Here is a 12976-nt window from a genome sequence, read left to right on the forward strand (position 1 = left end):
TGGTTTCCTCTATTATCCGCGGGCGGGGATGCGGGGGACACCTGAGGAATCGAAGGATTTAGCCTGCCTATTAATCTCTTTCCAGATTCTTACACCCGCTTATGCAACTCTCCTTTTTTATTTTTCATTCCACTATCCCATCGAATCAGCTTGGAATGCCGCGCTATTTTCTCTTGAAACAAGAACGTATGTTCGATATAATGGTAAAAAAAAGAACCTCAGGGGTGCGCCGATGCCAGTGGATTCCGATAATTTCGAGCAATTTTGCAGACGCTTTTATTCGGATGAAGCATGCTCCCGCGCGCTTTTTCCCCTTCGATGGCCCCGCGGATTCCGTTGCCCCCTCTGCGACTGCACACAATTTTCGCTCATCCGGACCCGCCGGCTTCCGCTCTATCAATGCTCGGCATGCCGCCGCCAGACCTCTATCATCTCAGGTACCATTATGGAAGGCAGCCGCACGCCGCTGCCGCTCTGGTTCCAAGCCATGTATCTGCTCTCGCAACCGGACGGCATTAGCGCGCTTCGACTGTCCGACGTTCTCATGGTCACTTACAAGACCGCTTGGCATATCGCCCACAAGATTCGATTCGCCCTGCAGTCTTCTGAGGAATCAGAGTCCTTGAATGGTCATTTTCGGCTGAATAGCTTCTATTATGGCAACCCGCTTTATCCGGATGCCCGGCAGCCGCTATTGATCGGAGCTACGCTGGACGAGCAGGAATGCCCTACGCGCATCGTGCTTCGCCAACCCGATCCCGAGCATGTCGATGCCGACCACCGGAGAGTTCGGGCGTCGGGTTACCATGCCTTCGTTCAGGAACACGCCGACCCGCTGGCCGACCCCGTCTCTGGACAATTCGGCAAGCTGCATCCTGCCGTCTTCCCGATTACAAAGTCCGTAACTTCATGGCTGAATTTTACTTTCAACGGCATAGGCGCCAAGCATTTACAAGCGTATTTGCATGAGTTTTCCTTCCGCTTGAACAAACAGTTGCAGGAGCTTTCTTCGCTGGATGCGATTCTACGCCAATGCGCGGTCACGAGGGCGCTTCAGTACGATGAACTCACCAGAACGAAGCCCGTGCTCGTCGTTCCCTGGGTTTATTTCGGCAGCAGAGCGCGGTGGAAAGGATTCCATTTGCGCAGATGGGGAGCTTAGCACTCTCAGCCTCATTTTCGCTGTTCTATTTTCAATTCGCTTTCTCCGCCTCTTACACTGCTTCTGTTGCTTCGCATGTTGCGATTCTGCCGGCATCTGAACCGATGGGATAGTGGAATGGATTTGAAAAAAGAGATATACGTCGCGAGAAGTCGTACTTTGGACCCGATTTCATTATCTTGCGAAACCTTTTACAGGGAGGCGGCGTCTTAACCTAAATGAAATAGAACATCATGGATGAGGTGGAGAATTGAAACAGTTCGGCTTCTTAGTCATGCTCGCAGCTCTCTTTTTCTGTTTTTCGTTCGCCGGACAAGCCAGCGCCCAGACCTCCGGGGCAACCATCATACTGGACGGACAAGCGCTGTCACTCCAGAAAAAAGACAAGGTCGAGATCATTAAAGGCAGCGTCATGGTTCCCATCCGCGTAATTGCCGAGAACCTGGCTTTGCTGGTCACTTGGAATCAGAAGCAAGCCCAAGTCAAGATCTTATCGGGCAGCGGCGATATCGAGCTGACGATCGGTCGGACGACCGCCAGCGTCGGCGGTACCGGGATGAAGCTGAATGCCGCTCCCGTGAACAGGTCCGGCACCACGCTAGTACCACTTCGCTTCATCGGAGAGGCAGCCGGACTTGAAGTCGGCTGGGACAACGCAAAGAAAATCGTAACCTTGGCGTCGTCTCAACCTTCGGAGCCGCCGTATACGCCATCGCCATCGGCGACGCCCGGAACTTCGCCGACCCCGTCTCCGTCGCCATCCGCTACGCCGACACCTACGCCAACGCCAACGCCGGGGACAACTCCGACGCCTTCTCCCTCGCCGGGGACGACTCCGACCCCTTCTCCATCGCCGTCTCCTTCTTCGGGGGGACAGATTAAAGGCATCGGGTGGAGCGACAATAGACTGGCGATCGCGTTCAGCGGCAGCATGATTCCGAAAGCATACACGGCTGCGGATCCCGCACGCCTCATCGTCGAATTGCCGAAGACTTCATTTGATCCGGCTTTTGCCACGTTACAGGCATTCGATACCGTTACCCAGTCCGGCGCGTTCGCGATCGCGGACAGCGCGGATGCGACCCTGGTAAAATACGAGGTAACAGACACTGCAGCACAGACCATCACGATTACGGTAGAACTGAACAGGGACAAGCCATTTTCCGCTTATCAGGAAGCGGACGTCGAATCCAATGTGTATGTCATCGATCTTAATCCGAATGCGACGCCGACGCCGCCTCCCGTTAAGCCCGGCAACGGCAAAAAGATCATCGTCATCGATCCCGGACACGGCGACGGGGATCCGGGCGGCATAGGCGCTACCAAGAAGCAGGAGAAAAGCTTTAACTTGTCGCTCGCGCTTAAAGTGGAGAAGCTGCTGAAGAAAGAATCGGCCTTCGAGGTCGTACTCACCCGCCGGGACGATACGTTCATTCCGCTGTCGGACCGGGCTACGATCGCTAACGTTGCGGGTGCCGACGCATTCGTGTCGATCCATGCCAATATTGCACCGGGCAAACCGACCGTAAGAGGAACAGAGACCTACTACTATGCAGGGGGCGGCAAGACGCTAGCCAACATTATGCACAAGCATGTGCTCGGCGCTACTGGGTTCACTGACCGCAAGGTCAAGTACGCGAGCTACAAGGTGCTTCGCGAGTCGGCCATGCCCGCTACGCTGCTCGAAGTCGGATTCTTATCCAATGCAACGGAAGAATCGATCCTGTTTAGCGACAGCTTCCAGAACCGCGTCGCACAGGCGATTGTAGATGGCCTTAAAGAGTATTTCAGTCGTTAAGCTACGATTCGTCGAGCAGGAACCAAGCGGCTAACGCTCGCTTTTTCTCGCGAAAATAGGCGAATGGACAGTCCGAATCCGTCCTGGCACATATATTAAGGGTGTGGAAGTCACCACAATCCAAAACGCGGAGGTGTAGCAAATGAGCGGAGTAGCTGGTGCAGGTTACGGCGGTGGAGCAGCGTTCGCCCTCGTCCTCTTCATTCTTCTCGTGATCATTCTGCGTGCGGGCATTGGCCTGTACTAAGAGCTCTGACCTCTAGCACTGCCCCCCTGCTTTCCCGCCGCGCCCCATGCGCGGCGGGCTTTTTTTTTTGCATGCCCGCTTCATCCCGCGATACTGCGCGTCTTGGTACGCGCGCGGCTCGCGCTCTTGAATACGAACGGCGCGACCGCGACGGCAGGCACGAGCAGCGCAACGCCGGTGAAGCCAACGATGCCGTAGTCCTGCAGCCACTTCGGTGCGTCGCCGGCCGCCTTGAACAGCCAGCCGCCGATATTCGGTCCGATGAAGCCGGCGATGCCGGTCAGCGCCGAGAATACGGCGATATAGATCGGTCTGTCGCCCTTCGGCGTATCGCCGATCAGGAAGTTGAAGACGAGCAGATTGTAGCCGCCGAGGCCGATGCCGAGCAGGACGTGAGAGAGCCCCAATACCAGCAGGATCGGCAGCGCGGACATGCCCAGCCAGACGATGCAGGCAAGCGCGATGACGGGAAACGTCCAAGTCAGCAGCTTGCGGGCGGCATAACGCGCGTTCAGATTGCCCCAGAAAATGTAGCTGATCATCATGACGATATTCTGCACCATCGTGATTAGGGTAACGCTGCTATAGCTCAAATTCAGCAAATTCAGCATCGCGTAGGCGAACAGCGGCACGACGATATTCTGTATCAATATAAACAGGGTGATAAAGACTGCCGCCGAGACGAACGGCCGATCGCGAAAGGGCTTAAGCATGAGCTTGGCGGACAATCCGCCGCCCTCGCTCTCGAAAGGCGGATTCGCGTATCGGGATAGCTCGATGCCGTTCCATACGATGCACAGCGCGCAGACGGCGAACAGAACCGTAAAGCCGCGCCCGCCGGGCAGCCATTCCATCAGCTGTCCGCCGAGCAGCAGCGTCAGGCTGGCGACCGCCCAGTGTATGGTGTTGCGAATACCAAAGTAACGCCCCCGCACGGCAGGCGGCACGATGTCTGCCATAAGAGACGTCCAGATGACCCCGCTCGCCTGCGCGAGCGTGAAGGAGAAGAGGAATACGAGGATGTATAAGGGCGCCCAAGCCGCTTCCGGAGATAGGAGCGGAACCAGGCCCGTCCCGACCCACAGCGTCCGGTGGCCTACGCCGAGTATGGTCGTAACTTTGCGGCGGTCTCTCCAACGCTCCATCGCGAACGCCATGAAGATCTGTGCCAGCAGCGTCAGCGACGGGATTGCCGCGATCAGTCCGATCTGCTCGGATTGGAATCCCAGATACAGCAAATACGCCGTCTGCAGCGGCCCGCCGAGCAGATTGGCGATGATCATGGCCGGGATGCCTTCCATTAAGGAAGCCCGCAACCCCCGTCTTGTTTCTGAATCGTTGATGCGGCTTCGCAGCATGCGCTGTACGTCCAGGCCGGCGATCCGTGTGCGCTTGGCCATCGGCAGTTCCCCCATGGTGGTATCGATTCGTATGACCGCGTCGCCTTCCTCATCGGCTCAAGGCGCCATAAAAAGCTCCGCGACGTAACCGTCGCGGAGCGCGCGTTCGTTCAACCCGATTCTACTCCCTTTCCCCCACCGAAGGCAAATAAATCATGAACTCCGTTCCTTCGCCCAACCGGCTGTCGACATGGACCGTCCCGCCATGGTTGCGGACGATCCGGTAGCTCACGGACAATCCGAGCCCCGTCCCCTCGGACTTCGTCGTGAAGAACGGATCGAACAGCCTGCTGAGCGTCTCGCGATCCATGCCCTTGCCGTTATCCGCGATGCTGATGACTGCGCATCCCCGTTCCTTTCTCGCCGACAGCCGGATGATCGGTCTGCGCTTGTCCGCTACGTCTGCAACCGCATCCAAAGCATTCTTCACGATGTTCAATATCACTTGCTTGATCTGCTTCACGTCGATCGAGATCATCAGGAACGGATCGAAGATCTCGCAGGTGAGCTCCACGCCCTGCATATGCGCCTCGCTCTCGGTGAGCAGGATCGTTTCCTTCAACAGGAGACCCACGAGCACGGTCTGGGTCATCGGCGCGGACGGCTTGGACGAGTTCAAAAACTCGTAAATAATGTCGTTCGCCCTGTCGATCTCCGACAAGATGATTCGCGCGTATTCTTGCTTGCCGATCGATTCCAGATAGGGCTTCAGGAGCTGAATGAACCCCCGGATGCTCGTGAGCGGATTGCGGATCTCGTGGGCGATCGCGGCCGCGATCTTGCCCAGCATGGCCAGCTTGTCGTTCTGAAAAGCGCTCTGCTCGATCTGCTTGTGCTCCGAGACGTCCTTAATGCTCACCAGAATATCGCCGTCCAGCTCCTCGATCTGCGAGATGCTGATCAAAAGATGCCGGTTGCCGTCCTGAAATTCTCCCTGCGCTCTGCGGTCGTACTTCAACTGCCTGTACATGCGTATAAAAATAAGCCGCAGCGAACGGCTCAAGCTGGGGTGAAACAATAATTGGCGGAGACTCTGTCCGATCAGCATGCGTCTGGGCACCTGAAGCAGCCGAGCCATCGGCACGTTCAGAAAACAGAGCGTCCCGCCCGGCTCGAACAATGCGATCCCGCTGTCGAGATGCTGCAGCACGGTCTCGAAGCGGCTCGGCCTCTCCTCCTGGAGCGGCACGGCCTTAGCGGCGGCTTCTCTCCATTCCTCCGGCAGCTGCTCTTCCTTGGCGGCAGCCGCCTCGGAAAAGGGACGGCTGCCCAGAATCTCATGGAGAAACAGCAGGCTGCGGTGCATGAGCGCCAGCCTGTCCTCGCTGTCGGCGTGCGATACGAGCAGTCGAACGTTTTCCTCGTGATGCTCGAAGATATACTCCGCGGGGACGCCGATCAGCTGGTCGAGCAATTCGCTCAGATCGTATTCTTCCCTCGCGTCTTCGTGCAGCACATACTCCGCGAGTGCTGGGAAATATCGCGTTCTCCATTTCTCCATGCCGTTTTCCTCCAGGCTCGACCTTGCGTAAATCCATCATAGTAAAGGAATGGGAAAGCTGTCAATCGGAGAAGATGTCGAAAGAAATCGCGAAAAACGCCTCTGTCGGGAATGCGGCCTAAGCAAAAAGTCGCATATCCGACAGCGGCGTTCTTGTCTGCCCCTGCTGTATATCTATATTGCCCCGCCGGTCGTCCGCTTGAGGCGGAGTTTGTGCCGGCGCTGGCTTAATACGCCAAGCCTGCGTTTAAGCTGCCGTTCCCACTCTTCGTCGCCGATCTTTTTGGCGAAGGTGAGCAGGTCTAGTCCCATATCGATCTGGTTCTGCACCATGAGGAGCGGATCCTCCTCCTCGTTGTTAACCGAGTTTTCGTGCAGGTCCTTCTCGGACTCGTCCACGTAGTCCTGGAAGTCAACCTCGGACGCGCCGTCGCCGTGCGCGTAGTCGGCCAGGATCTCGTATTCGTTCTCGACCAGATAGTGCACCTCGACCCGGTGGCATACCGGGCAGAATAGGATCGGCACGTTGTGAATCCGCGTACGGTAGTGCTTCAGCGTTCCCTTCGTGCCGATCATGCTGGCTCCGCAACAGAATGACATCGACTTCCCCTCCTCTATGGACGCGTATGGCATTGCCGTATGATTTAACACTATATTCTCCTTCAAAACCGCAAATTCCTGCCGCCTGACCCAAAGACAATAAAAGGGCTGCCGTCTAACGGATCTCTCTGCCATCTGAAGGATAGCCAAAGGCGCATGCGGGAGCATGCGCCTTTGGCTGAACGATATTCGATTAGTTAGCGACCAGGTTCTTGTCGCCCGGCTTCCAGTTGATCGGGCACAGCCCGCCGGATTGAAGCGCTTGGAGGACGCGGAGCGTCTCTTCTACGCTGCGGCCAACGTCGTTGTGGTTAACGACTTGATACTTGAGCACGCCGTCCGGATCGATGATGAACAGGCCGCGCAGCGCGATGCCCTCTTCCTCGATCAGTACGCCGTAATCGCGCGCCGCTTGCTTGGTGATGTCGGCAGCCAGCGGGAAGTTCAGCTGACCCAGGCCGTTGTCGTTTTTCGGCGTGTTGATCCAAGCCTTGTGGCTGTGGACGCTATCCACGCTGACGCCGAGGACTTCGGTGTTCAACGCCTTGAATTGATCGTACGCTTCGGACAGCGCGACGATCTCCGTCGGGCACACGAAGGTGAAGTCCAGCGGATAGAAGAAGAATACGAGCCATTTGCCCTTGTAATCGGTAAGGGACGCTCTGCCGAATTCCTTGCCGTCACCGGTTACCGTCTCCAGGTTGAAATGAGGGGCCTCGCGGCCGACCAAACGCTCTGCCATTGACAATTACCTCCTGTAATTCCGACTGCAAAGCCGGGCTTATTTGCTATAAACGATAGTATCATAGAGTGAGAATCAAAATCAAGCTGTAGTCATTACTTGATTAAAATAATTCTAAACTGATGGTGTATGATCGTTTGTTCGCTATCCGGCCCGGCCGCTCGGAAGGGGTAATGCGGCGATTAGCGTACCATCGCGGCGACGATCAGATCGCCCATCGCGGTCGTGCCGATTGCCTTGCTCTTGTCGACGGCGATGTCACCCGTGCGGTGACCTGCGTCAAGCACTTGCTTGACGGCGCGCTCGATGACCTCTGCCGCTTCGGCATAGCCGAACGTCAGCTGGAACATCAGCGCTACGGAAAGGATCGTCGCGATCGGGTTGGAGATGCCTTGGCCCGCGATATCAGGCGCCGAGCCGTGAACCGGCTCGTACAGGCCGAAGCTGCCTTCGCCGAGCGAGGCGGACGACAGCATGCCGATCGAGCCGGTCAGCATGGCGGCCTCGTCGCTCAGGATGTCGCCGAACATGTTCTCCGTCACGATGACGTCGAAGCTGGACGGGCGGCGCAGCAGCTGCATGGCGCAATTGTCGACGAGGACGTGCTCGAGCTCGACGTCCGGGTACTCCGATGCGATCTTGTTCACCGTCTCGCGCCACAGGCGGCTCGTCTCGAGGACGTTCGCCTTGTCGACGGAAGCGAGCTTCTTGCGGCGCTTCTGCGCGATCTCGAAGCCTTGGCGCACGATGCGCTCGATCTCTTGCACGTTATACACGCAAGTATCGACCGCTTCTTGTCCGCCGGCGCCCTCGCGGCGGAACTTCTCGCCGAAGTAAATGCCGCCGGTGAGCTCGCGGACGACGATCAGGTCCGTGCCTTCGAGAACTTCGGGCTTCAGCGTGGAGGCGTCCTTCAGGCAGTCGAAAACGACGGCCGGACGGATGTTCGAGAACAGGCCCAGCGCCTTGCGGATGCCGAGCAGTCCCGTCTCGGGGCGCAGCTCCTTGACGTTGTTGTCCCACTTCGGACCGCCGACGGCGCCGAGCAGCACGGCATCCGCGCGCTGGCAGATGTCGAGCGTCTCCTGCGGCAGCGGGGTGCCCTTTTCATCGATGGCGATGCCGCCGAACAGGCCGTGCTCAAGCTCGAACTTGTAACCGAACAGCTCTTCCGTCTTCTTAAGTACCTTAATCGCTTCCCCGACGACTTCCGGGCCGATGCCGTCGCCTGCGATGACCGCTATCTTCTTTACTTCTGCCATGTTCTTAAGTTCACTCCCGACTTAGGTTCCATTCCGATTGCTATGATTAGTTGTAGCATATATCGCGGGTCTCGTCCAAAACATAAAAACTATGTCATTTATAGTTTGGTCCTATGAGCTCATAGATGCATCAAACTTCATCAACTCTGACGGCGGCCAGCGCCAGCTCCGCGATCCGCTCGATGTCGTTCCGATCCGCGACTGGAAGCGTCGGATGGGAAAAGGGAAACGCCGCGGAAACGCCGATCACGCGGTTTAACTCTTCCAGCAGCGCAGCGTCCCGGGGATCCCGAAGCAGCACCCACTTGGCATAGGGCGCCCGCTTGAAGCCTTCCGCCAGGATGAGATCGGCAGGCGGCAACCGCTTCGCCAATTCCTCGAGCGAAGCCTCTCCCGGCGTCCATACGGCTGAGACCGCGCCCGAGGAAGCCCCCGTCCCGGTCGCTCCGGCCTGGATATGGAGCCAAGTATCCTTGTCCGGCAGATCGAGCGCCGGCGCGTCCAAGGCCGAAGTCTCCGCCTGCTTGTGCGCGTGATGCTTCAGCGTGGCGATCCGCAAGCCTTGGGCCGACCAGCGCCGGACCAGCGCGCAGAGCAACGTCGTCTTGCCGCTGTCGGCGTATCCAACGATCTGAATGATGGGCGGCAGCGCGCTCATTGGCTCCAACGCTCCTTGGCCATCCGGTAATCCTCCGGCGTATTCATGTTCATAAGCAATAGGTTGGCGTCCGCCGTATCCGCGCTCCAGCGAATGATTCGCATCTCCGCCGTCGCCGCCATCACCCGCTTATTCCCGGCCGCGAGCGCGGCTCTCCAAGACTCGACGATGCTTCCGCGGTACAAGGCGCATAACGGATGAAGCTTGCCGCCTGCCTCCGGCAGGACGGCATCGGCCTCCGGATGAAGCTCGAGTTTTTCCGCCAACGCTCGCCACAAGTCTGGCCCCGCGAACGGATAATCGCATGCGACGACTAAATGGAGCGGCAGACGTGACTCGGACATGCCTGCGCAGATTCCTGCGACCGGGCCGAAGTCCGGGACCTTGTCGGTTGTCAGGCGAACTTGGCGCGGCAGAAAATCGTATGCTCGCTTGCGGTCCGTGACGACCGTCACTTGCTCCGCAACCTCCGATAAGCGGCGGCAGATCCGCAGGAGCAGCGGCTCGCCTTCGGCATCCAGCAGTTCCTTGCGCATCCCCATCCGCCTGCCGGCCCCGCCTGCCAATACGATGGCATGACAGCCTGGAATGCGCGTATCCGCCTGTCCGATCGCCTCGTTCATGCTTGCCATACGCGGTCCTCCCAGCCGGAAAGAAGCCGCACGTCGATCATTACGCCCGCCGCGGTTTCTCCGCCGGACGGGCGGATCGCGAGGAGCGCATTGGCTTCCCCGATCGAGATCAGCCCGGAGGAGCTGTTCTCCTCGCAGGGACGTGCGGTCAGCATGCCGTCCTCGATCCAAGCGACGCCGCGCATAAAACGGGGAAAAGCGCTGTTCTTGATGCCTCCCTCGGCCAATCGTGCCCGATGCCAACGGAGCAAGCCGCTCCCGCCGCCCAGCCGCTCGATCGCCGGCCGCGCCAGCAGCTCGAACCCGGCGAAGCAGGCGCCAGGATTGCCGGACAGCCCGATCAATAGCTTGCCGGACAGCACCATGGCGCTGGAGGCGCTCCCCGGCCGGATCGCCAGCTTTGAAAACAATAGGCCGGAGCCGGCTTCTCTGAACAAGCCGCCCATCACGTCCGAGTCGCCGACCGAGATTCCGCCGGATACGATGACCATGTCCGCCTCGCGCAGGCCGCTTTCCAGCGCTTCCTTCGCTTGCGCCGGTTCGTCGCGCACATGCGTCGTCCGGACGACCAGCCCGCCGGCCGCCTCCACAAGCGCCCGGAGCATCGGCAGGTTGCCGTTGCGGACCTGACCGACATCCGGCTGCGCATCAATCGGCACGACATCGTCGCCCGCAGTAATCACGGCGACCCGAGGCCTGCGGTACACGCGGGGCATGGCGATGCCGAGCGAGGCCAGCAGCGCGGATTGTCCGGGTCCGATGGGCGTCCCCCCCTCCAGAAGAACGCTGCCTGCTTGCGCTTCGGCGCCAGCTGCCGTCACGTGCCTGCCCGGCGTCTCCGTGCGCAGGAACTCGGCCAGCTGCCTGCCGCCGTCGTCCGATCGCAGCGCTACCGCCTCCTGCATCACGACCGTATCCGCGCCTTCCGGCAGCGGGCCGCCCGTGCCTACCCGCATCGTCTCGCCTTGCCCGATGCGGCCCGCACCCTTTCCCGCCGCCTGCGGATTCGAGACGGCCAGTAGGACCGGGCGATGCGGCGACGCGGCCACCAGGTCCGACGCCCTTACCGCGTACCCATCCATGCCCGCGCGTACGAACGCCGGAATGGGCATATCCGTCCGCACCGCCTCCGCCAACCTCAGGCCGACCGCTTCTTCCAACGGAATCTCTACCGCCTCTAATGGTACGGCCCAAGACCCGATGCGACGCTGCGCCTCTTCCAGAGACATCGCTTCCCGACGTCCGCTCATTGCAGATTGCTCCTTCGCTCCACAACTAATAAAAATATGTATTAATTACATTTTATAACAAACTATTAAGCCACATATGTTTGCGGGATTCATTCCACTATCCCATCGGCTCAGAAGAAGTTCTACTCCCACCAGTCATGCCATTATCCCATCGGCTCAGATGACGGTTTCGTAGTAGTTCATCGTCCATGAACGCCTGTGAACCATTGTACCACTTTCGTCCCCGACGATAATACAGCGCCTTGCTACCTTCTGCAGTTGGCCGTTAGTTCCACCTGTGCGAACCTTCTCAGCCTTTACCTCGGCTCCAGGTCTCGTTCTGCCTCCAGCTGATGCGATGGGATAGTGGAATAAGCGGCGAAAAAGGAAAAACCGCGCCGCTGGTCGACACTTCGACCGTTCGGCGCGGTTGCTAATGACTCGCGCTGCCTGCTGCTGCGTTTAAATCAAACGCCGACGCCTGCGTGCGCCAACGCCTTAGACAGGCGGGCAATGCCTTCCTTGGAACGTTCTTCGTCCGTATACGAGAAGTTAAAGCGCGCCTTGTTCGCCTCCGGCTGCTCGGCATAGAAGGAGACGCCCGGCACGAACGCGACGCCATGTTCGACTGCGGTCTTAAGCAGCTCGGCCGTGTTCACCGTCTCCGGGAACTCGATCCAGATGAACATGCCGCCCTTCGGCACTTCCCACTGGACGCCCGGCCACGCTTCCTGCGCAAGCAAGCCGACCATATTGTGCATGCGGGCTTCGTACTCGCGGCGGACGAATTCGATATGCGCGTCCAGATCGTAATGCGTCAGCAGCTGGTAGAGCGTCTGCTGGTCCAGCGTGCTGGACTGCAGGTCCGCCGCTTGCTTGGCGCGCGCCATGTTGCGGATGACCTCGGCGTCGGCCATGACCCATCCCGTACGCAGACCCGGCGCGACCGTTTTCGAGAACGTGCTCGTATACACGACGCAGGATCCCTCGACGGACGGCGCGAGCGAGAAGATCGACGGATACGTCAACGACGCGTCGCCGAACTTCAATTCGCCGTATGGGTCGTCCTCGAGAATGAGCGTGTCCGTACGCTGGCACAGCTCGAGCACAGCCTTGCGTCGTTCCAGGCTCCAGGCCTTGCCGGTCGGATTGGAGAACGTCGGAATGACGTACAGCATCTTCGGCTTGTACTTCTGCAGCTTGGCTTCCAGATCGGCCAGATCGAGACCGTCGCTGTCCCCGTCCACGGACACGGTCTGCGCGCCGTAGGAACCGAACACCTGCAGCGCGGACAAATAAGTCGGACGCTCGACGAGAATCGTATCGCCCGGATCGATGTAGATGCGCGTCAGCAGGTCGATCGCCTGCTGCGAGCCGGTCGTGAGCAGCATGTCGTCCGGCGTGACGGCGCAGCCTTTGCGGGCCATGCGCTCGCAGAGCGCTTGGCGCAGCGGCAGGTAGCCTTCGGTCAGACCGTATTGCAGCGCCTTGTTCCCTTGAGTCATCACGCGTTGAAAAGCTTCGGACACCGCCGCTACCGGGAAGTGCTCTTCTGCAGGCAGCCCGCCGGCGAAGGAGATGATCGAATCCCCTTGCGTCAGCTTCAGAATTTCCCGGACTGCCGAGGAGGAGAAGCTCCCAAGTCTGGAGGAGTATCTAAAATTCATTCGGGGTTCCCCATTTCTCAAATGACGGCGGTCCGTTGCTTCGATGCGGCGGGCCTCCGCCTTGGATAGTCGATGATG

At 59.0% G+C, this 12976-nt stretch carries 12 protein-coding genes; 3 read left to right on the top strand and 9 right to left on the bottom strand.

From position 1 onward, the window contains the following. Positions 1–28: 28 nt before the first annotated feature. The 3 genes from PQG80_RS13215 (at position 29) to PQG80_RS13225 (ending at position 3207) form a co-directional block, all read left to right on the top strand. Positions 29–1162: an IS1595 family transposase gene (locus PQG80_RS13215; RefSeq protein WP_271751833.1), complete on the top strand. Its 1134-nt coding sequence runs from the start codon at positions 29–31 to the stop codon at positions 1160–1162. Between the two features lie 250 nt (positions 1163–1412). Further along, the gene (locus PQG80_RS13220) at positions 1413–2960 is read left to right on the top strand and encodes an N-acetylmuramoyl-L-alanine amidase (RefSeq protein WP_271751834.1); all 1548 of its coding nucleotides are present in this window, start codon (positions 1413–1415) and stop codon (positions 2958–2960) included. A 142-nt stretch (positions 2961–3102) separates the two neighbouring features. Further along, positions 3103–3207 (top strand): YjcZ family sporulation protein, encoded by a 105-nt coding sequence (locus tag PQG80_RS13225; protein WP_271751835.1) that lies wholly within the window; start codon positions 3103–3105, stop codon positions 3205–3207. A gap of 80 nt (positions 3208–3287) precedes the next feature. On the opposite strand, the gene PQG80_RS13230 is transcribed toward PQG80_RS13225, so the two are convergent. From PQG80_RS13230 to PQG80_RS13270, 9 genes are all read right to left on the bottom strand, one after another. Continuing rightward, the gene (locus tag PQG80_RS13230) at positions 3288–4607 is read right to left on the bottom strand and encodes an MFS transporter (protein ID WP_271751836.1); all 1320 of its coding nucleotides are present in this window, start codon (positions 4605–4607) and stop codon (positions 3288–3290) included. 121 nt (positions 4608–4728) lie between these two features. Beyond that, positions 4729–6108 carry a two-component system sensor histidine kinase NtrB gene (locus tag PQG80_RS13235; protein ID WP_271751837.1) on the bottom strand — a complete coding sequence of 460 codons (1380 nt, stop codon included), beginning with the start codon at positions 6106–6108 and terminating at the stop codon, positions 4729–4731. Positions 6109–6282: 174 nt separating this feature from the next. Beyond that, positions 6283–6708, bottom strand: a complete 426-nt coding sequence (locus PQG80_RS13240) for a hypothetical protein (RefSeq protein WP_271751838.1) — start codon at positions 6706–6708, stop codon at positions 6283–6285. A gap of 193 nt (positions 6709–6901) precedes the next feature. Then, complete coding sequence (locus PQG80_RS13245; RefSeq protein ID WP_271751839.1) at positions 6902–7450, bottom strand: peroxiredoxin; 549 nt, start codon at positions 7448–7450, stop codon at positions 6902–6904. 182 nt (positions 7451–7632) lie between these two features. After that, on the bottom strand, positions 7633–8712 hold the full coding sequence (gene leuB, locus PQG80_RS13250; RefSeq protein WP_271751840.1) for a 3-isopropylmalate dehydrogenase: 1080 nt from the start codon (positions 8710–8712) through the stop codon (positions 7633–7635). A 130-nt stretch (positions 8713–8842) separates the two neighbouring features. Beyond that, entirely contained in the window at positions 8843–9370 is a 528-nt protein-coding gene (gene mobB, locus PQG80_RS13255) for a molybdopterin-guanine dinucleotide biosynthesis protein B (protein WP_271751841.1), read from the bottom strand. Then, positions 9367–10002, bottom strand: coding sequence for a molybdenum cofactor guanylyltransferase (gene mobA / locus PQG80_RS13260; protein WP_271751842.1), 636 nt, complete (start codon positions 10000–10002; stop codon positions 9367–9369). The genes mobB and mobA overlap by 4 nt, the downstream gene beginning before the upstream one ends. Beyond that, on the bottom strand, positions 9990–11252 hold the full coding sequence (locus PQG80_RS13265) for a molybdopterin molybdotransferase MoeA (RefSeq protein WP_271751843.1): 1263 nt from the start codon (positions 11250–11252) through the stop codon (positions 9990–9992). Before PQG80_RS13265 ends, mobA begins: the two co-directional genes overlap by 13 nt. Positions 11253–11698: 446 nt before the next feature. Beyond that, the gene (locus tag PQG80_RS13270) at positions 11699–12898 is read right to left on the bottom strand and encodes an aminotransferase-like domain-containing protein (RefSeq protein WP_271751844.1); all 1200 of its coding nucleotides are present in this window, start codon (positions 12896–12898) and stop codon (positions 11699–11701) included. Positions 12899–12976: the final 78 nt, after the last annotated feature.

The sequence above is a fragment of the Cohnella rhizoplanae genome (assembly GCF_948329515.1).
Taxonomy (GTDB): Bacteria; Bacillota; Bacilli; order Paenibacillales; family Paenibacillaceae; genus Cohnella; species Cohnella rhizoplanae.